We start from the raw sequence: 22,625 nt of genomic DNA, 5'->3' as shown, positions 1-22,625 counted from the left end.
TTTCGGCTTGGGCGGATCGGGTTGGAAGCGGGACCGCTGTCGCAATGGCTTTATATGGCAATGAAGCAGGCCGGGCTTGCGGTCGAGCTTTTGGAGACGCGGCACGTGCGTGATGCGTTCAAAAAGACCGGCGTCACGCGACAGGCGGACCTTGTGAAGATCGTGGCCGGCTTTTCCACGCCATTTGCCGGATAGATCGTGTCATCGCCGCCATCTGGATGACATTGTTCTTGTTCGAGGGTCTCGCACCTCAGGCCGCCTGATATCAGACACGACGTCAATCATGGCGTCCATGCGGCGTGCCTTTCGTTTCCATCTGATTGGATGTCGCCGCCGTCCAAGATTGCTGGCGTCAGCATTGCTAAGTCACCAACACTGAATACGGCCGAGGAGCAACGCATTTTTCATCCGCATCGACCGGCAAGCGGCGGCGCGCTTTGCGCCAATATATTATCAAAGGAATCAGTCGCGATGATTGACCGATCAATTGGCCTGTTGCGTGGCGCCTTCTTGATTCAGCAATCCTGATTGTCTTGACGATCATGATGTCGGCAGCGCAGCTTTTTGCCCAAACATCATCCGTGCCTCCGTCAATTGCGCTGCGTGGGACGCTAACGGTGACGCTTCATGCGGAAGGCGCCCAGATCTACGACTGCGAAGTCGACGGGCACAAACAGTTGGGGTGGAAGTGCAAGGGAACCGATCGCAACGCTCTCTCTCGACGGAGACACCGTGGGCCGCCACTACGCCGGGCTTCGCTGGGGTCATGTCGACGAATCCAAGCTGCGGTGGGAATATGTCGACGGCAGCGCTGTACAAGCCCGGATCGTCGCGAGCGCGGCTGGAGCCTACGCCAACGACATTCCGTGGTTGAAGATGGACGTTGTGACCCAGACCGGCGGGGGCGTACTCTACGGCGTGACGGCGGTGCAGCGCATCAACACGCGGGGCGGAATGGCCACCGGGGCCTGCGGACTTGCGGGCAGTTTCCTGAGCGTTCCATATTCGGCGGATTATGTCTTCTGGCGCGAGGACTGAATGCCCCCGAGACGAATTTCGAGCAGGTTAGTTGGTCGCAAATAGGCGGCCGCTTGGCATGGCACCCTGGTCTGACGTCTACAGCGCCCATGAACCACGCCGACGTCGCCTTCTAAGCGCGCAGCGGACTCCGACGTGCAGCAATATGGTTTCTGCACATGGAAGCAGAGCCGACATGCTTCTGTTGGACGCCAGCGTTGAGCGAACGCTATCCCCTCGGCCGTCGTCCCTTCACCGCACGTCGGCGCGGGCTTCGGGTCACCCGCGGGCGAACGCGGCTGACGGTCGGACGCTTCGGCTTCGCCTGAACCGGCCCACGGGCCATCTCCATCAGCATCCGCAGGGCTTCCATCACTGAGCGCTGCCGCACGGCGCTGCGGCCGATCGCGCCAAAGCGGCACTCGCGGTGCGTGATGCGCCCATCGCGCGCGGCGACCGCAAAGTGCACGAGACCCACCGGTTTGCCGGGCACCGCACCGCCGGGGCCGGCGATGCCTGTGATCGATACCGCGAGATCGACGCCGGCCCGCTCCAGCGCGCCGACCGCCATTTGCGTGGCGGTTTCCTTGCTGACGGCGCCGAACGTGGCAAGCGTCGAGGTCTCGACGCCCAGCATCGCGCGCTTGGCGTCGTTGGAATAAGTGACGAAGCCACGATCGATCACATCGGAGGAGCCGGGAATGTCGGTCAGCGCGCCGGCGACCAGGCCGCCGGTGCAGGATTCGGCCGTGGCAATCGTCAGCTTGCGGCTGCGGCAGAGATCAAGAAGCGAACGGGCGAGGGCGCTGGTTGGTTGTCGTTCGCTCGCCATTTGCCGTGCTTTCAGACCGAAACAGGTCCCTTGTCATCCCAAGGAAGGCGAATGGTGGCGCAGGCGGTCGCCGCGATGCCTTCCTCGCGGCCGGTAAATCCGAGGCGCTCGCTGGTAGTCGCTTTCACGGCCACGCGCGAGACGTCGAGCCCCGTGATCTCGGCGATCCGCGCGCGCATCTGATCGCGCAGCGGGCCGATTTTCGGCCGCTCGCAGATCAGCGTGACCTCGAGATTGGCAATGCGGCCGCCGCGTGCGCTGACGCGCCCGACCGCGTATTTCAGGAATTTGTCGGAAGCCGCATCCTTCCATTTCATGTCGCTGGGCGGAAAGTGCGAACCGATATCGCCGTCGGCGAGCGCGCCCAGAATCGCATCGACCAGCGCATGTAGACCGACATCGCCGTCGGAATGGGCGAGAAATCCTCTGGTATGAGGCACTCGAACCCCGCAGATCATCAGGTGATCGCCATCGCCAAAGGCGTGAACGTCATAGCCGGTGCCGCTCCTGATATCGCCGAGCAGGCTGGCAAGCCGCGCTTCCTCGCGGACGAAATCTTCCGGTGTGGTGAGTTTCATATTCGCAACATCGCCTTCAAACGTCGCTACCGTCAATCCCATCCATTCGGCCAACGCTGCGTCGTCGGTGAAATCGTCACGCCCCTCGCGCGCGGCACGCCGGTGTGCCTCGAGGATTGTATCGAAGCGGAACGATTGGGGTGTCTGCGCAATCCGCAGGCGCGCTCGTTCGGGCGTCGCTTCGATGCGGCCATTGTCGTCGACAAGCTTGATCGTGTCCGTGACGGGAATTGCGGGAATGGCCGCGCCGGTCGTCGAGGCTGCGTCGATCGCCCGCGAAATCAATGCGGGAGAGACAAAGGCGCGGGCGGCGTCATGAATGAGCACGAGGTCGGGCTTCGCCGCGACCAGCGCTTCAAGTCCTGCACGCACCGAAGCCTGGCGCGTCGCCCCGCCTTTGACCGGAGGCGCGTATTGCAGGCCGCGCACGGCGGCGTCGAAGACCGATGCATCATCCGGATTCACCACCGGCTGCACAGCAATGACCTGGGGATGACTGCAAAACGGTTCCATCGCGCGGAAAATTACCGGCTGCCCGCCGATTGAACGATATTGTTTGGGTCCGCCGGCGCCGGCACGAAGGCCGCGTCCTGCGGCGACGAGGATGGCGGCAGTCCGAGGCGGATTCGGCATGGGTTTTTGGCTATCGGTCGATTGGGTTGGCAATACAGAGCTTTTCGCGGGCGCCCAGCCCTTATCACGCTGGTGTGTGGAAGACAGAACGATTCCTGTTGCCTGCGAAAAAATCAGATACTTTGTTGCAGTGCACTTGAAAGATTGCTGGGACTGTCTAAAGTGTAGGCATGAAACTTGACTGCCCAAGATTTGTGCGCGAGAATGAATTCCATCGGGTAACGGCACCCGCCAAAGCGATGAGAAATCTGTGAGCAGGCTCAACTCTTTGCGCCATAACCCATTGAAAATAGGCGATATTGAACTTTATGGCCGGGTTTTTCTGGCGCCTATGTCGGGAATCACGGACGCGCCGTTTCGCCGTTTGGCCGCATCCCTCGGGGCCGGGCTGGTTGTCTCCGAGATGACGGCCAGCGACGACCTCGTCAACGGAAAGCCGATGTCGCAGCTGCGGTGCGAAGCCGCAGGCATCGGTCCCCATGTAGTTCAACTGGCCGGCTGCGAAACGAGGTGGATGGCCGAAGGGGCGCGGATTGCGGAGGCCGAGGGCGCCGATATCATCGATATCAATATGGGTTGTCCGGCGCGTCACGTGACGGGTGGGCAATCCGGTTCCGCGCTGATGCGCGATCTCGATCATGCCGTCCGGTTGATCGATGCCACCATCGAAGCCGTCAACGTGCCCGTGACGCTGAAGATGCGGCTTGGCTGGGACGAGCGGTCGCGGAATGCGCCGGAACTGGCGCGCCGCGCGGAGGCCGCAGGCGTGCAACTGATTTCCGTGCATGGTCGAACCCGCTGCCAGTTCTACAAGGGCGAGGCCGATTGGGGCGCCGTGCGGGCAGTGAGGGATGCCATCCGAATTCCGCTTGTGGTCAATGGCGACATCACTTCGTTCGAGAAGGCGGTCGCCGCGATCGAAGTTTCAGGCGCCGATGCGGTCATGGTCGGAAGGGGCGCGCAGGGCCAGCCCTGGTTGCCCGGTCAGATCGACCGGCGGCTCGCAGGCGGTGTCGCCGAGAGCCCGCCGCCGCTTGCCGAGCAACTGCGGCTCATCCGCACGCTCTATGATGAGATTTGCCGTCATTACGGCTTGCGCATCGGCCTTCGCCATGCGCGCAAGCACCTTGGCTGGGCGCTCGAAGTCGCGGCCGCCTTCAGCTGCGCGCCCGCGGCGGCGTTGAGGAACTGGCGTGGACGAATCCTGATTTCAGATGATCCGCAAGCGGTCCATCGTTCGCTTGGTGATGCCTTTGACGATTTTGCGTGGAGTGCGGCTGCATGACCTCCACCGCCGAACATCGCAGGCCATTGCCGACCGACGCCGAGATCATCCTCAACGCGCTGCCGAACCCGGTGCTGCTGGTCGGGCCTGACGGGCGGATCGCGGACGCGAATATGGCGGCGGAGTCGTTTTTCGAAATCTCCGCCCAGTTCCTGCAGCGGCATTCGCTCAAAGAACTGGTGCCGTTCGGAAGTCCGTTGCTGGCCTTGATCGACCAGGTTCGCTCCTCCGGCTCACCGGTCAACGAATACAAGGTCGATCTCGGCACGCCACGGATGGGAGGCGACCGGCAGGTCGATCTTCACGTTGCGCCCGTGAGCGAGCGGCCCGGCCACATCGTGGTGATGCTCCAGGAACGCAGCATTGCCGACAAGATGGACCGGCAACTGACACACCGAAGCGCGGCGCGCTCGGTGATCGCGCTCGCCGCGATGCTGGCTCACGAGATCAAGAATCCATTGTCGGGAATCCGCGGCGCGGCGCAATTGCTCGAGCAGGCGGCGTCCCCCGAAGATCGAACGCTGACCCGGCTGATTTGCGACGAGGCCGATCGCATCGTCACGCTGGTCGACCGCATGGAGGTGTTCGGCGACGATCGCCCCGTGGCGCGCGGCCCGGTCAACATTCATTCGGTGCTCGATCACGTCAAACGGCTGGCGCAGTCCGGCTTCGCGCGCAACATCCGCTTTGTCGAGGATTACGACCCGTCACTGCCGCCGGTGCTCGCCAACCAGGATCAGCTGATTCAGGTTTTCCTCAACCTGGTGAAGAACGCCGCTGAAGCGACAGCCGATCTCGGCAACGAGGCGGAAATCCAGCTCACCACCGCATTCCGTCCCGGCGTGCGGCTGTCAGTACCGGGAAAGAAGTCGCGGGTTTCGTTGCCGCTGGAGTTCTGCGTCAAGGATAACGGTCCCGGTGTGCCGGAGGACCTGTTGCCGAACCTGTTCGATCCGTTCGTCACGACCAAGCCGACCGGCAGCGGGCTTGGGCTGGCGCTGGTGGCCAAGATCGTCGGCGATCACGGCGGCATCATCGAGTGCGAGTCGCAGCCGCGAAAGACCACCTTCCGAGTGCTGTTGCCGATGTTCAATGCCGCCAAGAAACTTGATCCAAGTGACCGTGATGACGTTTCCGGGACGCCGTCGCACGCCTCACAGAACACGAGATGAGTATGACGATGCCCGCAGGAAGCATTCTCGTAGCAGATGACGATACCGCCATCCGCACCGTTCTCAATCAGGCGCTGTCACGCGCCGGATACGAGGTCCGGCTGACCGGAAACGCCGCGACGCTGTGGCGCTGGGTGAGCCAGGGCGAGGGCGATCTCGTCATCACCGACGTGGTGATGCCCGACGAGAACGCCTTCGATCTGCTGCCACGGATCAAGAAGATGCGGCCGAACCTTCCCGTGATCGTGATGAGTGCCCAGAACACCTTCATGACCGCGATCCGCGCTTCTGAACGTGGTGCTTACGAATATCTTCCCAAACCCTTCGACCTAAAGGAACTGATTGCGATCGTCGGCCGTGCGCTGGCGGAGCCGAAGGAGCGGGTGGCAAGCGCGCCTGACGACGCCGAGTTCGACGCGATCCCGCTGGTCGGCCGTTCACCGGCGATGCAGGAAATCTATCGCGTGCTGGCGCGGTTGATGCAGACCGACCTGACGGTCATGATCTCCGGCGAATCCGGCACCGGCAAGGAGCTGGTGGCGCGCGCGCTGCACGATTACGGCAAGCGGCGGAACGGGCCGTTCGTTGCGGTCAACATGGCGGCGATCCCGCGCGACCTGATCGAGTCGGAATTGTTCGGCCACGAACGCGGCGCCTTCACCGGCGCCAACACCCGCGCTTCCGGCCGCTTCGAGCAGGCCGAAGGTGGCACGCTGTTCCTCGACGAAATCGGCGATATGCCGATGGAGGCGCAGACGAGGTTGCTGCGGGTGCTTCAGCAGGGCGAATACACCACCGTCGGCGGCCGCACCCCGATCAAGACCGACGTGCGCATCGTCGCTGCCAGCAACAAGGACCTGCGCATCCTGATTCAGCAGGGCTTGTTCCGCGAAGACCTGTTCTTCCGCCTCAACGTGGTGCCGCTGCGGCTTCCGCCGCTGCGCGAGCGGATCGAGGATCTGCCCGATCTGATCCGGCACTTCTTCGCGCTGGCCGAGAAGGATGGTTTGCCGCCGAAGAAGCTCGACGCGCTGGCGCTGGAGCGGATGAAGCAGCATCGCTGGCCCGGCAACGTGCGCGAACTCGAAAACCTCGCCCGCCGGCTCGCGGCGCTTTACCCGCAGGATGTCATCACGGCGTCGGTGATCGATGGCGAACTGGCGCCACCGGCGGTCGCCTCAGGCGGCACCATGCACCAGGGCATCGACAATCTCGGTGGCGCGGTGGAGGCTTATTTGTCCTCGCACTTCTCGGGCTTCCCGAACGGCGTGCCGCCGCCGGGTCTCTATCACCGCATCCTGAAAGAGATCGAGGTCCCGCTGCTCACGGCCGCGCTCGCGGCGACCCGGGGCAATCAAATCCGGGCGGCTGACCTGTTAGGCCTCAACCGCAATACCCTGCGGAAGAAAATCAGAGACTTGGACATTCAGGTCTATCGTACTGGTAATTGAGTAGTTGACAGCGATCATTTCAGTCCGATTCTTGGGGGATTGGACTTTCATGATGTGGCATGCGCCGCGGATTTGTCGCAATTTGGCAACATTGTGATATGAATGCATCAGTCCGCCAGCGCGGGCGTTTGAGCTTTCATCTTATCATTTGCCGGTATGACCAGCGTGGACACCTCGGCCGCCCAATTCGATCCGTCGCTTGTTGAGCCCAAGGGGAGATCCCTCTTGCGGCTGCTCGCCCCGATTGCGATCGGGCTCGCGCTCGTGTCGGCCTTTCTCACCTTTGTGGTTCTGACCGGCCTGACGCACATCGAGCCGACGCGCGAAGTCGCGGTGTCCTTCATCCTGATGAACGGCGCCACCATCCTGGTGCTGGTCGGGATCATCCTGCGCGAAGTCTGGCAGGTGATGCAGGCACGGCGCCGTGGCCGCGCCGCCGCCAGACTCCATGTTCAGATCGTCAGCCTGTTTTCGATCATGGCGGTGCTGCCGGCGGTGCTGGTGGCGATCGTTGCCAACGTCACGATCGAACGCGGCCTCGATCGTCTGTTCTCCGGCCCGACCCGCGAGGTGATCGAGAATTCGCTGATCATTGCGCGCGCTTACATGCAGGAGCACGCCCAGCTTATTCGCGGCGACATCTTGGGCATGGCCAATGACATTGGCCGCGCCCGTCCGCTCTACGATCAGGACCGCCAGTCCTTCCGCGAGTTTCTCACCGCCAGCGCCGCCTCGCGCAATCTGCCCGGCGCAATGCTGATCGACAAGGACCGTCACGTTCTTGAAAGCGCCGAGACTGGTATTCAGCTGGCATTCGCCGCGCCGCCTGCGGACTTCCTCAGCAACGTCAACGAGAATGAACCTGAAATCGCGGTTCTGCCCGAGCAGAACTACGTCGCGGCCTTGATCCGGCTGCGCGCTTTCAACGATACGTTTCTCTACGTGGCGCGCCAGCTCGATCCGCACGTTGTCGAACAGCTCAAACAGACCGAAGCGAGCGTCGCCGAATATGCCGAGATCGAGGCGCGCCGGCTCGGCGTTCAGGTGAATTTCGCGCTGATCTTTGCCGTCATTGCGCTGACCATCCTGATGGCCTCTATCCTGCTCGGACTGAATTTCGCCAATTCGCTGGTCACGCCGATCCGCCGGCTGATGGGCGCTGCCCATATGGTCTCGACGGGCGATCTCCATGTGCAGGTGCCGGTGCTTCGCTCGGAAGGGGACCTCGCGCAACTCGGCGAAACCTTCAACAAGATGACGCAGGAGCTGCGCACCCAGCGCGACGAACTGGTCAATGCGAGTGACCTGATCGACAGCCGGCGGCGATTCATCGAGGCGGTATTGTCGTCCGCCAGCGCCGGCATTATCGGCGTCGATGCATCCGGCAGTGTCGGCATCCTCAACCGCTCGGCGGAAAAGCTGATCGGCCATGCCGAATCAGAGACGCTCGATCACCCGTTATCGGACGTGTTGCCCGAGCTCGACGAAATGATGAAGACGGCGCGGGAGAGCACGCAGCGGCTGGTGCAGGGCCAAATCACCATCAATCGCAACGGCCATGAACGAAATCTCTCGGTTCGCGTTACCGCCGAACAAACGAGCCAGACGCGAGACAGCTACATCATCACGCTTGACGACATTACCGAACTCGTCTCGGCGCAGCGAACCTCGGCCTGGGCCGACGTCGCCCGCAGGATCGCGCACGAAATCAAGAATCCGCTGACGCCGATTCAGCTCTCCGCCGAGCGCATCCGCCGCAAATTCGGCAAATCGATCGTCGAAGACAAAGCCGTGTTTGAGCAATGTACGGACACGATTGTGCGGCAGGTCGACGACATCAGGCGGATGGTGGATGAGTTCTCGCGCTTTGCGCGGATGCCAAAGCCGGTCATCGAGGGCGAAGATGTCGCCGACACCGTGCGTCAAGCCGTGTTCCTGATGCGGGTCGGCCATCCCGACGTAGAGATCGAGGCCGACGTCAAGGAGGAACCGCTCCGCGCGAAGTTCGACCGCCGGCTGATTTCACAGGCCCTGACCAACATCATCAAGAACGCGGCCGAAGCGATCGAGGCCGTGCCTGCCGAGGAATTGGGACGAGGTCGTATCGATGTCATCGCCGCGCGCGAAAAGGACGACATCGTAATCGACGTTATCGACAATGGAATTGGCCTGCCCAAAGTAAGCCGCGCGCGCCTGCTCGAACCCTATGTGACGACGCGCGAGAAAGGTACTGGCTTGGGGCTTGCGATCGTCGGCCGGGTTCTGCAAGACCACGGCGGCCGAATCGAACTCCACGATGCATCGGAAATGCGTCCGGGAGCGCGTGGAGCATGGATGCGGTTGCGCTTTGCGATGTCGGGCCAGGCTGCGTCCGCAGCTGAAATCGCGCAAGCCGCGACCGAAATAAAGCCGATCGGCGAGGAAACCGCCAAACAACAAGAAACGACGAATGAAAACATCAAAATCGAAGCCGCAACAGGCAACTGAGAATACAGGCGTACTCCATGGCAAGTGATATTTTGATCGTCGATGACGAAGCCGACATTCGCGAGCTTGTCGCCGGGATTCTTGACGACGAGGGATTTACCACGCGCACGGCGCGCGACAGCGATTTCGCCCTGGCGGAAATCGCAAATCGAAGACCGAGCCTGGTGTTCCTCGACATCTGGTTGCAGGGCAGCAAGCTCGATGGGTTGCAATTGCTTGAGCAGATCAAGCGCGACAATGCCGACCTTCCGGTTGTGATGATTTCGGGCCATGGCAATATCGAGACCGCGGTCGCGGCGATCAAACGTGGCGCTTACGACTTCATCGAGAAGCCTTTCAAGTCCGACCGGTTGATTCTGGTTGCGACGCGGGCGCTGGAAACCTCGCGCCTGAAACGCGAGGTCAAGGAACTCAAACAGTTGGCGCCGACGGCCAGCATCATGACGGGCCGTTCGGCCTGCATGAATCAGTTGCGGCAGACCATCGAGCGCGCCGCCAAGGCCAATAGCCGTATTCTGATCGTGGGCCCGTCGGGTGCGGGCAAGGAACTGGCCGCGCGCACGCTGCACAATGCATCCAGCCGTGCGGATGGTCCTTTTGTCGTGATCAATGCCGCGGCGATCACGCCGGAGCGCATGGAAATCGAACTGTTCGGCGTCGAGCCCAATGGCGAGCATGCGCGCAAAACTGGCGCGCTGGAAGAAGCTCACGGCGGCACCCTGTTTGTGGACGAAATCGGCGACATGCCGCGCGAGACCCAGAACAAGATCTTGCGCGTGCTGGTCGAGCAGACCTTTCAGCGGCAGGGTGGCACCGCCAAGGTCAGCGTCGATGTCCGCATCATTTCCTCGACCGCCCGCAATCTCGAGGAAGAGATCGCCGCGGGGCGCTTCCGCGAGGACCTTTATCACCGCCTCTCGGTGGTCCCGATTCGCGTTCCACCGCTGTCGGAGCGGCGCGAGGACATTCCGGAACTGATCGACTACTTCATGGATCAGATATCGACCGCGACCGGCTTGCCGAAACGCCAGATCGGCCAGGACGCGATGGCGGTTTTGCAGTCGCATGTCTGGCCGGGAAACGTCCGCCAGCTTCGCAACAACGTCGAGCGGGTGATGATCTTGGCCGGCGGTGGGCCGGAAGTCATCATCACCGCTGATATGCTGCCGCAGGACGTCGGCTCGATGGTGCCGGCCATGCCGACCAGCAACAACGGCGAGCATATTATGGGCCTGCCGCTGCGAGAGGCGCGTGAGGTTTTCGAGCGCGACTATCTGATGGCACAGATCAGCCGCTTCTCCGGCAATATCTCCCGCACAGCGGAATTCGTCGGCATGGAGCGCTCGGCCCTGCATCGCAAGCTGAAGGCGCTCGGCGTCGGTTGAGAAGCTTTTGGGCCGGGATGGGCGATTGGCAGCCCAAAATTCCGGCCTCTTTTCGCGAATTTATGGAGAATTGCTCCCCCTTTGGAGCCGCTGCTGCGTCAAGCTGCTTGCCTAATAACCAAGCCTGCCTTCTAATCACGTCATCGTGCTCCCTGGAGGGGGATCTCAAGGGAGCCGGTATCCGGCGGACTGCTTCAACAGAAAGCGGCCGGCGGTTCAATGACAACTTCAATAACAAGAAGCACCGAGACTTGCGGGATAAAAACAATGGCGGCAGACCGCGCACAAAATCTACAAGACACCTTCCTCAATCACGTTCGTAAAACCAAAACGCCACTGACGATTTTTCTGGTCAACGGAGTAAAGCTGCAGGGAATTGTGACTTGGTTCGACAATTTCTGCCTGCTGCTCCGGCGCGACGGTCATTCGCAGCTTGTCTACAAGCATGCGATCTCGACCATCATGCCGGGAGCTCCGATCCAGCTGTTCGAAGGCGGCGAGGATGCACCTGCTTGAGAGTGAGCTGATTGGAACCCCGAAACTCTGACGGGGAAGCCGACCGTCCGCGGTCGGCGGTGGGGAAGCAAACCGGGCGGGTGATCGTCATCGGCCCCTACTTACGAACGCGCAGGGGCGATCCCGAAGCGCGAGAGGATACCCATGCCATCCGCGGCTCTGAAGCGCGCCTCGAAGAGGCGGCAGGGCTGGCGCGCGCCATCGACCTGACGGTCGCGGAGGCCTTGATAGCGCCGGTCAGCAAGATCACGCCCGCGACCTATCTCGGCAAAGGCAAGGTTGAGGAGATCGTCGGTCTTGTTTCCAGTCACGAGGCTGAACTCGTGATCATGGACTGTGCGTTGTCGCCGATCCAGCAACGCAACCTGGAAAAAGCCTGGCACACCAAGGTCCTCGACCGCACCGGCCTCATTCTCGAAATCTTCGGACGCCGTGCCAAAACCAAGGAAGGAACGCTTCAGGTCGAATTGGCGCATCTGAACTATCAGCGCAGCCGCCTGGTACGGTCGTGGACCCATCTCGAGCGCCAGCGCGGCGGGTTTGGCTTCATGGGCGGACCGGGCGAGACGCAGATCGAGGCCGATCGCCGCCTGATCGGCGACCGTATCGCGCGGCTTGAACAAGAACTGAAGAAAGTCCAGGCAACGCGGCGGCTGCATCGCGCCGGCCGGCAACGGGTGCCTTATCGCGTGGTGGCATTGGTTGGCTATACCAATGCCGGCAAATCGACGCTGTTCAATCGGTTGACCCGCGCCGAGGTTCAGGCAGCCGACATGCTGTTCGCCACGCTGGACCCGACCTTGCGCGCGCTCACGCTGCCGCATGGCGGCAAGGCGATGCTGTCGGACACCGTCGGATTCATTTCCAACCTGCCGACGCAACTGGTGGCCGCGTTTCGCGCCACCCTGGAGGAGGTGCTGGAGGCCGACGTCATTCTCCACGTCAGGGACATCTCGCACGAGGATAGCGAGGCGCAGGAGCAGGATGTCGAAGCGGTGCTGCGCCAGCTTGGCATCGATCCTGCGGGCGGGCAGGGCATCCTCGAGGTCTGGAACAAGATCGATCGGCTCGATCCGGAGCAGCGTGAAAACGTCAGGAATATCGCCGCGCGCCGTTCGCCGGACCGTCCGTGTTTTCTGGTTTCAGCCGAGACCGGAGAGGGGATCGACGACCTTTTGGCCGCGATCGAGGATCGTCTTGCGGCGACGCGAACGACGCTGCATCTATCGATCGATGCCGCCGATGGCGCCGGGGTCAGCTGGCTGCATCGCAACTCGGAAGTGCTCGACAAGAACCTCCAGGACGGGCGCTATGAAATGACCGTTCGCGTCGACGAGACCAAACGCGATCTCGTGATCAACCGCTTTGATGCGGTGCCTCAGACGCCGTAGTCGCCGCAAAAGCTTTGGTCGGCTTTGCCTCCGACGGGACCTTCGATCGGAAGCGGGCGTCGAACGGCGTAACGCCGCCACCGGTTCAGCTTGCCAACGCCTCTCTTGGCTTCATCCGCCATCAGAGCGTCGAACTGCTCGGTCCCGGCGACAGGCCGTGATGCCGATGGAACAGCTTCGAAAACGCGGCGGTGGTCTCGTAGCCTACCCGGCTCGCAATCCGTGCAATCCCTTCATCGCTCGATTCGAGTAGAAACGCAGCCCCTGCCATCCGGCGTGCGACCAGATAATGATGCACGGACTGGCCGACGAGCTTAGTGAAGCGAGCCGAAAACGCCGAGCGACCGAGTCCCACGCGGTGCCCCAGGTCGCCGACGGTCCAGGACCGCTCCGGTTGTTCGTGGATCAACTGAAGCGCCGGTCCAATATGTGGGTCCGCCATCTGCGCAACTCTCTCTTGGCAATTTTAGAGAACCGCCAGGACGAGATATCGCCACGGATGGGCGGCCTGATTGTGGGCCTTTATGAAGACTGGATTTCCCTCGATGAGCGGATCGATACGATCGCCAGCGAGATCGCAAAGATCAGCGAGAAGGAGGCCAACTGCCAGCGCCTCATGAGCATTCCCGGCATTGGCCCACTGATCTCGACCGCCGTGGTCGCCGCCATTGGTACCGGCGAGGCATTCGAGCGCGGACGCGATTTCGGCGCGTGGCTTGGTCTGGTCCCACGCCAGTACAGCACAGGTGGCCGATCCATCCTCGGCCGCATTTCCAAACGCGGGAGCAAGTATCTCAGAACCCTGTTCATCCAGGCTGCAAACGTCATCCTGATGCGTCCGCACAATTGGGAGCGCTTCAGCTTTGGAGCATGGCTTCTCAACGCAGCACCACGACTTCACCGCAACAAGCTGGCAACGGCCCTGGCCAATAAATTGGCCCGGATCGCATGGAGCGTCCTGCGCAACGAAAAGGCCTTCGACATCGACCGTCACGAAGTGATGGCTATCTGAGGCCACACCCCGTCTGAGTTCGCGACAGAGAAAAGGCATGGAACGGATCAATGAACGCGTCGAGAGTCTGGTGACCCGAATGGTTGTTCGCCAACCTGTCCGCTAATGAGACCAAGATGCGTGCGTATTCCCATCAAGGCCACGGCCCGCGAGCCGATCAACAGGCCGGATACATATCAGCGACTTCCGCTATCCTCGCACGATCTCTCTTGCGAAATGCAGCCGGTCCATACATTCCGGGTCAAAAGCGGATGCCACGGCACGCGGCGAGCAACGTCTGGTTTGCCTCCAGTACGGGATATCACTATTTCTGTCCGTGGCTAGGGGCCCGGGCTCGGCGCTCGCGGCGCCTGTCATCGGGCGCGCTTTTTGTGCGGCCCGTTGGCTCGCTCGGCCGGGACGACGACTAAGTTTCGTTTGCCTTCGCCTCATTCCAAAGCGCATCCATCTCGCTGAGCGACGCGCCATCGGGCGTTCGACCCTTCGCGGCCAGCGCGCGTTCGATGTAGGCAAAACGCCGTTCGAACTTGGCATTGGCCCCGCGCAACGCCATTTCGGGGTTGGCCCCGACATGCCGCGCGAGGTTGACCAGCGCAAACATCAGATCGCCGGTCTCCGCCGCCATCTCCTCGCTGTCGCCATGATCGAGCGCAGCCTCGATCTCGTCGGCTTCCTCGCGAATTTTCCGCAAAACGGCGCGCGGGTCGTTCCAGTCAAAGCCAACGGTTGATGCTTTGCGTTGTAGTTCCATCGCACGGGTGAGCGCGGGCTGGCCGGCCTTGACGTTCGATAACAGCGATGGGGACGGCGCGGTGTCATTCGGCCGGCGCGCAGCCCGCTCGGCCTTTTCCTCGGCCTTGATACGCTCCCACGCGCTCTTGACGCCGGCGGGTGAGATGTTGCCGTCCTTGTCGGCGAAGACATGCGGATGCCGTCGGATCATTTTTCGGCAGATCGCCTCGACCACGTCGCCAAAACTGAACGCGTTCTGCTCTTCGGCCATGCGGGCATGGTAGACGACCTGAAGCAGGAGGTCGCCGAGCTCATCCCTGAGATCGTCGAGATCGCTGCGCGCAATTGCGTCGGCGACCTCATAGGCCTCTTCGATCGTATAGGGCGCGATTGTCTCGAAGTTCTGCTCAAGGTCCCACGGACAGCCGGTCACGGGCGTTCGGAGCTGCGCCATGATCTCGATCAGGCGGGAAATGTCGCGGGAAGGGGTCATACTGCACCGAGAAGGGCCAATCACTGGCCTATATGCCGCAAGACGTCAAATCATCCTAGTGTCCCGTTTCCGACGTTCGTACAATCTTGTGGCCCCACGTTTGCGAATTTCGGAAATTTTCGTCGAAAGTCGGCGACCGAGCGCAACGCCGATCATCACAGCTTGCCAAGAATGTCGACACAGAAATCCGTAAAAGCCCGGACCTTTGCCGGTGGATGCTTGCGTGAGGGATGGAAGGCGAACAGCGGAAAGCGCTCACCGTGCCAACGAGGAAAAAGATCGATTAGCGCGCCACTCGCCAGCAATTCCTTGACACCCCAACCGATGATCTGGGCGATACCGGTGCCGGCGACGCATTCTTCCAGCATGGACTTGGGATCGGCGAAGGTCAGCGGGCCGCTGGTCGGAACGACCACGGTCTCCTTGCCGCGGATGAACTCCCAATCGAACGGCCGCCCTGTATAGGGGTCGAGAAATTGCAGGCAGCGATGGCGGGCGAGATCCGCTGGATGCTTGGGTTTGCCGTATCGCTCAAGATAGCGCGGTGATGCCAGCGTGAGGATCGGCGCCTCGATCAGCTTGCGCGAGACGAGCGTCGAGAGACGCGGTTGCCCGAAGCGGATGGCGAGATCGATGCCTTCCGACACTAGATCGCCGACATGTTCGCTCGTCACGAACTCGATCACGAGCTCGGGATAGCGTTCGCAGAAGACGCCGAGTCGGCCGGCCAAGACCAGCGGTAGTAAGAAAGGATCTATGTCGATCCTGAGGCGGCCGCGCACGGCCGAGGACGCGCCGGAAGCGACAGTTGCCGCATCTTCAATGGCGTTGAGGTGCGGCTTCACCTCCTCATAGAAGCGTCGACCCTCGTCGGTCAGGGTAACCGATCGCGTGGTGCGATCAAGCAGCCGCACACCAAGCCGGGTTTCCAGCCGGCTGATCGCACGGCTCACGCCGGAATCGGTGAGCCCGATGAGTTCCGAGGCTTTCACGAAGCTGCCGCCATCAACGACCGCGGCGAGGACACTCACCCCGGACAATATCCGTCCGTCGAACGGCATAGGTCAAACCCTGACACTTAGTCAGCAATCATCTGACATTAGGTCACTTAATTCAAGGCCCTTTCGGCGCGATAACGATCGCGCGGGAGGCAGTTATCTCACCTGCTGCGGTGCTCTACCGACTTTCAACTCGCGCGAGCCGTTCATCCCCGCCGCGCACCACATCAATGGAGACAAAAATGCACAAGACAATGATGTCCGCTCTCGGCGCGTTGCTGATTGTGGGATCGGCGGTCCAAGTAACTCCGGCATCCGCGCGCCACGCTCGCCAGGCGCCAGCAGCATCCAGCGAAACGTTCAGCAATGCCTATGGCTCAATCAACGATGGCGCACGCTCGTGCAGCACAGAGCCGGGAAACCCGTACAACCCGCAAACCGATTACCAAGGATGGTCTGCCTGGCGCGCATCTGGGTCCTGGGATAGCCGCAACGACTGCCCATGAACTCATCGTTTCGTAGCGAGGCCTAATTCCGTGACGAAAAAGGGCGGCTGTGAGCCGCCCTTTTTGTATTGCGTGGAAGTGCGGTTACGAGTGTGACCTCGATGCCGTTTTTTTCCGCGATCAACGACGACGGCAAGGACGCTCACGCCGGACAATATCCTCGCATCGAACGGCACCAGGCCACTCCTGATATTCAGTCAACAATCATCTGACATAAGGTCACTTAATTCAGGGGTATATCCGAGCGATAGAGGCTGGCAGCCAATTCGCAACGTATGGAAAAGGACCTGAGCGATGAGCAAGCAGAACAACGGCCTTACTCTCTTCAAGAGCGGCACCGTCGTCACGATGGATCCCAAGGTTCGCAATCTCTCCAGGGGCGACGTGCTGGTTGACGACGACCGGATCGCCGCGGTCGGCGTGAATCTCCAGGCCGATGGCGCTGAGGTAATCGACGCCACCGGTAGCATCGTCATGCCGGGCCTCGTCGATGCCCACCATCATATGTGGCTCGGCGTGATGCGTCGCATGATGCCTGACGTCGATGATCTCTTTGCCTATATCGGTGTCGTGGCCGAGACGCTGGGCGCGCACTACCGTCCGCTCGAGATGTATCTGAGCACGAAGCTGACGGCGGTCGCTTCGCTTGACGCCGGCATCACCACGATCATCGACGCATGCCATTCTTCGCGCGGTCCCGAGCACACCGATGCGGCGCTCGATGCGCTCGACGATACTGGCATCCGCGCGTTGCACATGGTTGGCGCGGCAATGGACAAGAAGGCCTCGGCGGCCCATTTGCCGACGGATCTGAGCCGTCTTGCCGGTAACTGGAACCAAGGCGACGGCCTGGTTCGGGTCGGCCTGTTTGGCCAGCTCAAGCTCGATTGGTGGAAGGTCGCGCGCGGCCTCGATATGCGTATCCTGACCGAGTTCATCGGCGATCTCGCCAAGCTTGGGCCGGAGTTCGCCGAAGCCGGCGTGCTCGGACCGCACAATATCTTCAATCACTGCACGCGGGTGCCGCAGCAGACGTGGAAACTGCTTGCCGACGCAGGCGTCAATGTCACCGTCAACCCGCGCTCGGATGCGCTATTCGGTTTCGACGATGAGAGCTTCGCCTACCAGCAGGCGATCGATCACGGCCTGACCCCGGCGCTTGGCATAGACCTGGATACGGCCTTCGGCAGCGATCTGTTCGGCGAAATGCACGCCCTGTTCGGGCAGCAGCGCTCCGCGATGCGCTATCGCCGCTTCCGGGGCGAGGAGAGGGTGCCTGCGCCGATCTCGGTGGATGCGGTGCTCAAAGCCGCGACCGTCAACGGCGCTCGCGCCGCCGGTCTCGAAAGCGAGATCGGTACGCTGACGCCCGGCAAGCAGGCCGACATCATCATGGTCCGCACAGACGGCGTCGCCGTGTTCCCGGTGACCAATGCCATCGGCACCATCGTCCAGGCGGTCGAGCGCTCCGATGTCGACACGGTGATGGTTGCAGGCGAGATCCGCAAGCGTGCCGGCAGGCTGGTCGGCGTCGATGTCGCCAAGCTCACGGCCGATGTCACCGCTTCGCGCGACTATCTGCTCGAGGTGAGCGGCTATCGCCCGGACCTGTTCGGCTCATCCGCGGCCGCGAAGGCCGCGGCCTGATCAGACGTCGCCGTCCGAAGAGTGGGCGGTGACGTCATCTCCTCAACCGAATTTCAATGGAGGCTGTCATGTCAGCACTTGCTGCAAAGGGTACGAGTTGGTCAGAGCCCGCGCCGATTCATCTCTCTCGTCCGGCGCCGGGCATTATCGCGGGGCTCTTCTGCGGCTATCTCGCTGTGGGCCTGCCGCTGCCGGTAATACCGCTGTTCGTCCACGACAAACTGGGCTTCAGCAATCTGATCGTCGGAGTGGTGATCGGCATCCAGTTCCTCGCGACTGTCCTGACGCGCGGCTATGCGGGCAGGCTCACCGACCACCATGGTGGCAAGCGCTCGGCGCTCCAAGGTGCGGCGGTCTGCGCGTTGGGCGGACTGCTCTATCTCGTCGCGGCCGTGCCGGGGTTATCCCCGGCGATCAGCCTCGCCATCATTGTCGTCGGCCGTCTGGCGACCGGCTTCGGCGAGAGCCAATTCGTCACCGGCTGTGTCTCATGGTCAATCGCCTCGGTTGGTCCGCAGCGCGCCGGCATGTCGATGTCCTGGACGGGCATCGCCATGTTCGCAGCACTCGCCATCGGGGCGCCGATCGGTATGGCGCTCTATCAAGTTTACGGGCTCGAAGCCGCCATGGTCGCCTGCATCGTCGCGCCGCTCATTGCCGCGGTCATCGCGTTCCGCGAAGTGTCCCACACCAGCCCCGCGGGTCAGCGTTTGCCCTTCTTCAGCGTCATCGGCCAGATCTGGCGGGAGGGTCTGGGCCTGATGCTGCAGGGCGTCGGTCTGTCGGGTCTGACCGCGTTCGCCTCGCTCTACTTCGCGACGCGGAACTGGGGTCATGCGGGCCTCGTCATGACCGCCTTCGGCATCGGCTTCATCGCCGTTCGCGTGGTCCTCGGGTCTCTGCCGGACAGGATGAGCGGCTATCGCGTCGCGCTGTGGTCGCTGATCGTCGAGGCGGTCGGCCAGGCGATGCTGTGGGGCGCTCCCTATGAGATCGTCGCGCTTGCCGGTGCGCTGGTCACAGGCCTCGGCTGCGCGTTGGTCTTCCCAGCGCTCGGGGTGGAGGCCCTGAAACGGGTTATGCCGGCCAATCGCGGCAGCGCGATGGGGGCGTTCGTTGCGTTTCTCGACATCGCTTACGGATTGTCCGGCCCTGCGGCGGGCGCGATCGCGGGACAGTTCGGCTACGCAGCCGTTTATTTGTTCGGCGTCGTCTGCGCGCTCCTGGGTGCCGCGCTCATGGTCACCGCCCGCAGCCAAGAGCCCTGAAGATCAACTGTGTGGCCGCGGACACCGATCCGCCGGCCAGCCCTAAAAGGAGAAACAGAATGTCACGCATCTTTATTTCCGGCTCGTCAACCGGCCTCGGCCTCACCGCAGGCGAACTGCTCATCAGTCAAGGTCATCAGGTCGTCCTGCACGCTCGGAACGCTGCCCGGGCCGATGACGCCAAACGTGCGCTGCCCCAGGCCGAAGCGATCGTAACAGGTAACCTGGAGACGATCGCCGGCGCCAGGGAAGTCGCAACACAAATCAACGCGCTCGGTCGCTTCGACGCCGTCATTCACAATGCCGCCGTCGGTTATCGAGAAGGCGAGCACGTCACGGTCGACGGTCTGCCACATGTCTTTGCGATCAACACGCTTGCCGCCTATATCTTCACGGCATTGATCGAAAGGCCGAAGCGTTTGGTCTATCTGAGCTCCGGCATGCATCACCATGCAGACGCCCATCTGGACGACATCCTCTGGCGAAAGCGGCGCTGGAACGGATCGACAGCCTATGCCGAGAGCAAACTGCATGACACCATGCTAGCGTTCGCTATCGCCCGCCTGTGGCCCGATGTGTTGTCTAATGCGCTTGAGCCCGGCTGGGTATCTACCAGGATGGGCGGACCGGGCGCGCCCGATGATATCGATCAAGCGCATCTCACCCAGGCGTGGCTTGCGGCGAGCGACGATCCCGACGCTAGGAAGACCGCCGGTTATTTCTATCACCTCAAGCCTCGCGAGCCGAATCCGCAAAGCCGAGATATCGCTCTCCAGGACAGGTTGTTCGATATCTGCGAGGAGATATCCGGTGTCGAGATGCCGTAGCTTGCAACGTTCTGTTCACGATACTGGTTTGGGCCTGATTCAACCGCCCAAACCGGGTCCTCGAACCAAATTTCTTCCCGAGTCGGCAGCAGCTATCCCGTGTGATGCCGTCGCCGGTGTTTGCGGTGACGATGTGGCTTGATGCGATGATGGGGCTTGATTTCGGCCTCGTCGGTCTTCTCCGCCACGCCCTGGTTCTTTTGCGCGGCGCTCGTCGGCCCCATCGCCAGCTTGAAACTGTTGCTGGGGGTGGCGTCAGATGCGGAGGCAAATGTTGGAACGGCGAGGGTGAGCGCGCCGACTGCGATCAGGCGTGACGCACAGCGAAACAACATGTTCATGAGAAAGTCCCGCGGGGGAGGATCACGTCGGTACATGCTAGTGGTTTGCGGATACAACTTAAAGACGCTGGCGGCGTTAAATTAAAATAGCGACTCTATCGTTCACGCGTGGGGCCGAAAATCCTCAGGCTTCAACTCGATCGGCTTGCCATGAGGCGTGCGGTCGGCCGCGTGATCCCAGGCGTCACGATAGCGATGTTGGGTTTCGAGCGTTGCGACGCCTTTGGCGGCCACCAGCTTTTCCAGCGTTGCAAGCCAATGCCGGTAATAGGTCGTGCCCGTATCGGGGTCGCCACCCGCCTGCGCGATCTTAATTTCATCGGCCAGCGCTGCCGCCCATTCGTTCCAGGTGAACAGGCCGCGCTCATGGAGCGAGAGCGCCATCGCAAACGCCTGCGCTTCCCAAGGCTCGCGAAACACCGGACCATCATCGTCCTGCGGCAGATCCTCAAGAGCGCTGGTTGCCTGCGCGACGGCGGCGCTGGTCATGCTGCAAGCTCCAGATAGGGCTCGAAGGCGTCGATGGAGATTTTGACCATGGGATCTGCGTCCGGCCCCCACAATTCGGCGCCGTCAAACACCACGTTGTAGAGCCATTGCGGGTTTTCACCCAGTTCCATCGCCGCGGAGTCCGGGAAAACCTGACAGCCGAGGATACGCTCGACCACGCCGACATGGCCGCGCGTGTAGCGGGGAAGGCGCGTATGCGTCGCGGGGTGAATGTTCTTTGTGCGCACGCGCTCGCCGACCTTGAACTTGGCGGTCGATTGCGGCGTACGCTCAAACGAGCCGCGCGTCATCACGCGCTCGACGGCCTCCAAATTAAATTTGCCGCGCTTCAACGATTTTGCCGGCGCCTGGGCCTGACCGGTCTCTAGCTCCGACGCCGTGACGAAACCCTTATCGACAAGATTGTCTTCCAGACCCAGCAGCCATTTCCGGTAATAGGAACTGGCCAGATAAACATGCGGCGGCAAGGCCTCCCGGTAAAAGCGGGACATGTCGATATTGAAGGCGCCGGCGGCGCCCATCGCGCGGACCATGGCCATCACGCGGCCTTCCCATTTCTCGTGAAAGGTCGGTTCGTTCGGCTCAACCTCGACTTTGCCGAAGCCGTCCATGCCGCCCATGTCGTGCACGCCGTTCATGATGGAAATTCCGGCGTCTTGGGAAATCCTGTGCCGATCATGGAATCCCGCGTCACCAGTTCAGCGAGTTGCTCCTCGCTCCAGCCTTCAGTGCCCGTGGGCCGCATCGGCAGCACCAAAAAGCGGGTCTCGGCGGTGGAATCCCACACCCTGATCTCGGTGTCCTTTGGCAGGCTGACGCCGAAATCGACGAGCACGCCGCGCGGATCCTTCACCGCGCGCGACCGATAGGGCGACGCCTTGTACCAGACCGGAGGCAAGCCCAGCATTTCCCAGGGGTAACAGGAGCACAGCGTGCAGACGACCATGTTGTGCCGCTCTGGCGTATTCTCGACGGCGACCAAATGATCGCCGGAGCGGCTAACGTGGCCGAGTGTGCTCACGGCTTTGCTGGCATCCGCGAGCAAAGCTTGTTTGAACGCGGGATCCGACCAGGCCTTGGCGACGACCCGCGCGCCATTATGGGGCCCGATCTTGGTTTCATAGGCCTGGATGATGGCGTCGAGCGCGGCGGGATCGACATATCCCTTTTCGGTCAGGATGGTCTCGAGCGCGCGCACGCGCAATTCCGTCTCGGACAGTTCCGAATGGTCGTCGTGGTGATGATGGTGATGATCGTGCTCGGTCATGAAGGCCAAATAGCTTTGATGATAAGATCTGATCGGGCGAATAGGCGCCTAGTGCGGCGAATTTGAAGTTCCTATCAGTTTCGCTGCAAGCTCGTTATAGGAACTCCAAATTCAAAGCCGCACTAGAAAACCATATTTACTAGAGCTCCTTGTTTCCGAAGTTCGCATCAGAGGCCGCCGCAATAGCTTGCGATCTTCGGAAACGGAGCTCTAGATCGTGTTTTTGCATTGTCGGCTTTGGGCTTGCCCCGGTCAAGATTACGATCGGTAACGGATT

Annotated in this window: 19 protein-coding genes and 3 pseudogenes; 13 read left to right on the top strand and 9 right to left on the bottom strand. The window is 61.7% G+C overall.

The features are described from left to right. Both ABSE61_RS24395 and ABSE61_RS24390 read left to right on the top strand, forming a co-directional pair. Positions 1 to 111: pseudogene (locus ABSE61_RS24395) on the top strand (IS110 family transposase); the annotation flags it as partial. A 621-nt stretch (positions 112 to 732) separates the two neighbouring features. Beyond that, the gene (locus ABSE61_RS24390) at positions 733 to 1,038 is read left to right on the top strand and encodes a DUF3455 domain-containing protein (RefSeq protein WP_423873701.1); all 306 of its coding nucleotides are present in this window, start codon (positions 733 to 735) and stop codon (positions 1,036 to 1,038) included. Positions 1,039 to 1,246: 208 nt separating this feature from the next. On the opposite strand, the gene ABSE61_RS24385 is transcribed toward ABSE61_RS24390, so the two are convergent. Both ABSE61_RS24385 and ABSE61_RS24380 read right to left on the bottom strand, forming a co-directional pair. Beyond that, a complete protein-coding gene (locus ABSE61_RS24385; protein ID WP_423873700.1) occupies positions 1,247 to 1,849 on the bottom strand; it encodes a CinA family protein in 603 nt (200 codons plus the stop codon). Positions 1,850 to 1,860: 11 nt separating this feature from the next. Beyond that, on the bottom strand, positions 1,861 to 3,060 hold the full coding sequence (locus ABSE61_RS24380; RefSeq protein WP_423873699.1) for a bifunctional 2-C-methyl-D-erythritol 4-phosphate cytidylyltransferase/2-C-methyl-D-erythritol 2,4-cyclodiphosphate synthase: 1,200 nt from the start codon (positions 3,058 to 3,060) through the stop codon (positions 1,861 to 1,863). A gap of 283 nt (positions 3,061 to 3,343) precedes the next feature. Here ABSE61_RS24380 and dusB point away from each other — a divergent pair, with 283 nt between their 5' ends. From dusB to hflX, 7 genes are all read left to right on the top strand, one after another. After that, positions 3,344 to 4,345 (top strand): tRNA dihydrouridine synthase DusB, encoded by a 1,002-nt coding sequence (gene dusB, locus ABSE61_RS24375; RefSeq protein ID WP_423873704.1) that lies wholly within the window; start codon positions 3,344 to 3,346, stop codon positions 4,343 to 4,345. Then, positions 4,342 to 5,517 carry a two-component system sensor histidine kinase NtrB gene (locus ABSE61_RS24370; protein ID WP_423873698.1) on the top strand — a complete coding sequence of 392 codons (1,176 nt, stop codon included), beginning with the start codon at positions 4,342 to 4,344 and terminating at the stop codon, positions 5,515 to 5,517. Before dusB ends, ABSE61_RS24370 begins: the two co-directional genes overlap by 4 nt. An 8-nt stretch (positions 5,518 to 5,525) precedes the next feature. Next, positions 5,526 to 6,968 carry a nitrogen regulation protein NR(I) gene (ntrC, locus tag ABSE61_RS24365; RefSeq protein WP_423873703.1) on the top strand — a complete coding sequence of 481 codons (1,443 nt, stop codon included), beginning with the start codon at positions 5,526 to 5,528 and terminating at the stop codon, positions 6,966 to 6,968. A gap of 156 nt (positions 6,969 to 7,124) precedes the next feature. Then, on the top strand, positions 7,125 to 9,455 hold the full coding sequence (locus ABSE61_RS24360; RefSeq protein WP_423873697.1) for a sensor histidine kinase NtrY-like: 2,331 nt from the start codon (positions 7,125 to 7,127) through the stop codon (positions 9,453 to 9,455). A gap of 17 nt (positions 9,456 to 9,472) precedes the next feature. Continuing rightward, positions 9,473 to 10,840, top strand: coding sequence for a nitrogen assimilation response regulator NtrX (gene ntrX, locus ABSE61_RS24355; protein ID WP_423873696.1), 1,368 nt, complete (start codon positions 9,473 to 9,475; stop codon positions 10,838 to 10,840). A 267-nt stretch (positions 10,841 to 11,107) separates the two neighbouring features. Then, positions 11,108 to 11,356: an RNA chaperone Hfq gene (gene hfq / locus ABSE61_RS24350; protein WP_006020546.1), complete on the top strand. Its 249-nt coding sequence runs from the start codon at positions 11,108 to 11,110 to the stop codon at positions 11,354 to 11,356. An 11-nt stretch (positions 11,357 to 11,367) separates the two neighbouring features. Beyond that, on the top strand, positions 11,368 to 12,747 hold the full coding sequence (hflX, locus tag ABSE61_RS24345) for a GTPase HflX (protein ID WP_423873695.1): 1,380 nt from the start codon (positions 11,368 to 11,370) through the stop codon (positions 12,745 to 12,747). A gap of 111 nt (positions 12,748 to 12,858) precedes the next feature. Here the strand turns inward: hflX and ABSE61_RS24340 are convergent. Then, a pseudogene (locus ABSE61_RS24340) lies at positions 12,859 to 13,189 on the bottom strand (helix-turn-helix domain-containing protein); the annotation flags it as partial. On the opposite strand from ABSE61_RS24340, the pseudogene ABSE61_RS24335 reads away from it, so the two are divergent. Then, positions 13,184 to 13,759: pseudogene (locus ABSE61_RS24335) on the top strand (IS110 family RNA-guided transposase); the annotation flags it as partial. The pseudogenes ABSE61_RS24340 and ABSE61_RS24335 overlap by 6 nt on opposite strands. 406 nt (positions 13,760 to 14,165) lie before the next feature. On the opposite strand, the gene mazG reads toward ABSE61_RS24335, so the two are convergent. Beyond that, on the bottom strand, positions 14,166 to 14,984 hold the full coding sequence (gene mazG, locus ABSE61_RS24330) for a nucleoside triphosphate pyrophosphohydrolase (protein ID WP_423873694.1): 819 nt from the start codon (positions 14,982 to 14,984) through the stop codon (positions 14,166 to 14,168). Positions 14,985 to 15,139: 155 nt separating this feature from the next. Continuing rightward, positions 15,140 to 16,045: a LysR family transcriptional regulator gene (locus tag ABSE61_RS24325; protein WP_423873693.1), complete on the bottom strand. Its 906-nt coding sequence runs from the start codon at positions 16,043 to 16,045 to the stop codon at positions 15,140 to 15,142. 737 nt (positions 16,046 to 16,782) lie between these two features. Between ABSE61_RS24325 and ABSE61_RS24320 the strand changes: the two genes are divergently transcribed. The 3 genes from ABSE61_RS24320 (at position 16,783) to ABSE61_RS24310 (ending at position 20,230) form a co-directional block, all read left to right on the top strand. Next, complete coding sequence (locus ABSE61_RS24320) at positions 16,783 to 18,135, top strand: amidohydrolase family protein (protein WP_423873692.1); 1,353 nt, start codon at positions 16,783 to 16,785, stop codon at positions 18,133 to 18,135. Between the two features lie 68 nt (positions 18,136 to 18,203). Beyond that, positions 18,204 to 19,403 (top strand): arabinose transporter, encoded by a 1,200-nt coding sequence (locus ABSE61_RS24315; protein WP_423873691.1) that lies wholly within the window; start codon positions 18,204 to 18,206, stop codon positions 19,401 to 19,403. A gap of 59 nt (positions 19,404 to 19,462) precedes the next feature. Then, positions 19,463 to 20,230 carry an SDR family NAD(P)-dependent oxidoreductase gene (locus ABSE61_RS24310; RefSeq protein WP_423873690.1) on the top strand — a complete coding sequence of 256 codons (768 nt, stop codon included), beginning with the start codon at positions 19,463 to 19,465 and terminating at the stop codon, positions 20,228 to 20,230. 92 nt (positions 20,231 to 20,322) lie between these two features. Here ABSE61_RS24310 and ABSE61_RS24305 read toward each other — a convergent pair whose 3' ends face one another. The 4 genes from ABSE61_RS24305 to nthA all read right to left on the bottom strand — a co-directional run bounded on the left by ABSE61_RS24305 (position 20,323) and on the right by nthA (position 22,348). Then, on the bottom strand, positions 20,323 to 20,571 hold the full coding sequence (locus tag ABSE61_RS24305; RefSeq protein WP_423873689.1) for a hypothetical protein: 249 nt from the start codon (positions 20,569 to 20,571) through the stop codon (positions 20,323 to 20,325). A gap of 102 nt (positions 20,572 to 20,673) precedes the next feature. Continuing rightward, on the bottom strand, positions 20,674 to 21,060 hold the full coding sequence (locus ABSE61_RS24300; protein ID WP_423873688.1) for a nitrile hydratase accessory protein: 387 nt from the start codon (positions 21,058 to 21,060) through the stop codon (positions 20,674 to 20,676). After that, complete coding sequence (nthB, locus tag ABSE61_RS24295) at positions 21,057 to 21,719, bottom strand: nitrile hydratase subunit beta (RefSeq protein WP_423873687.1); 663 nt, start codon at positions 21,717 to 21,719, stop codon at positions 21,057 to 21,059. Before nthB ends, ABSE61_RS24300 begins: the two co-directional genes overlap by 4 nt. After that, positions 21,716 to 22,348, bottom strand: a complete 633-nt coding sequence (gene nthA / locus ABSE61_RS24290; RefSeq protein ID WP_423873686.1) for a nitrile hydratase subunit alpha — start codon at positions 22,346 to 22,348, stop codon at positions 21,716 to 21,718. The genes nthB and nthA overlap by 4 nt, the downstream gene beginning before the upstream one ends. Positions 22,349 to 22,625: the final 277 nt, after the last annotated feature.

It is taken from the genome of Bradyrhizobium sp. (assembly GCF_049519115.1).
Taxonomy (GTDB): domain Bacteria; phylum Pseudomonadota; class Alphaproteobacteria; order Rhizobiales; family Xanthobacteraceae; genus Bradyrhizobium.
Note: the sequence above shows the minus strand (reverse complement) of the source record. Positions and strands in the feature narration are given on the sequence as shown.

Excerpts from the sequence above, each read along its gene's own strand:
- ABSE61_RS24385 (WP_423873700.1), bottom strand. The coding sequence starts at position 1,849 with ATGGCGAGCGAACGACAACCAACCAGCGCCCTCGCCCGTTCGCTTCTT.
- ABSE61_RS24380 (WP_423873699.1), bottom strand. The coding sequence starts at position 3,060 with ATGCCGAATCCGCCTCGGACTGCCGCCATCCTCGTCGCCGCAGGACGC.
- ABSE61_RS24370 (WP_423873698.1), top strand. The coding sequence starts at position 4,342 with ATGACCTCCACCGCCGAACATCGCAGGCCATTGCCGACCGACGCCGAG.
- ntrC (WP_423873703.1), top strand. The coding sequence starts at position 5,526 with ATGCCCGCAGGAAGCATTCTCGTAGCAGATGACGATACCGCCATCCGC.
- ABSE61_RS24360 (WP_423873697.1), top strand. The coding sequence starts at position 7,125 with ATGACCAGCGTGGACACCTCGGCCGCCCAATTCGATCCGTCGCTTGTT.
- ntrX (WP_423873696.1), top strand. The coding sequence starts at position 9,473 with ATGGCAAGTGATATTTTGATCGTCGATGACGAAGCCGACATTCGCGAG.
- hfq (WP_006020546.1), top strand. The coding sequence starts at position 11,108 with ATGGCGGCAGACCGCGCACAAAATCTACAAGACACCTTCCTCAATCAC.
- mazG (WP_423873694.1), bottom strand. The coding sequence starts at position 14,984 with ATGACCCCTTCCCGCGACATTTCCCGCCTGATCGAGATCATGGCGCAG.
- ABSE61_RS24325 (WP_423873693.1), bottom strand. The coding sequence starts at position 16,045 with ATGCCGTTCGACGGACGGATATTGTCCGGGGTGAGTGTCCTCGCCGCG.
- ABSE61_RS24320 (WP_423873692.1), top strand. The coding sequence starts at position 16,783 with ATGAGCAAGCAGAACAACGGCCTTACTCTCTTCAAGAGCGGCACCGTC.
- ABSE61_RS24315 (WP_423873691.1), top strand. The coding sequence starts at position 18,204 with ATGTCAGCACTTGCTGCAAAGGGTACGAGTTGGTCAGAGCCCGCGCCG.
- ABSE61_RS24310 (WP_423873690.1), top strand. The coding sequence starts at position 19,463 with ATGTCACGCATCTTTATTTCCGGCTCGTCAACCGGCCTCGGCCTCACC.
- ABSE61_RS24305 (WP_423873689.1), bottom strand. The coding sequence starts at position 20,571 with ATGAACATGTTGTTTCGCTGTGCGTCACGCCTGATCGCAGTCGGCGCG.
- ABSE61_RS24300 (WP_423873688.1), bottom strand. The coding sequence starts at position 21,060 with ATGACCAGCGCCGCCGTCGCGCAGGCAACCAGCGCTCTTGAGGATCTG.
- nthB (WP_423873687.1), bottom strand. The coding sequence starts at position 21,719 with ATGAACGGCGTGCACGACATGGGCGGCATGGACGGCTTCGGCAAAGTC.
- nthA (WP_423873686.1), bottom strand. The coding sequence starts at position 22,348 with ATGACCGAGCACGATCATCACCATCATCACCACGACGACCATTCGGAA.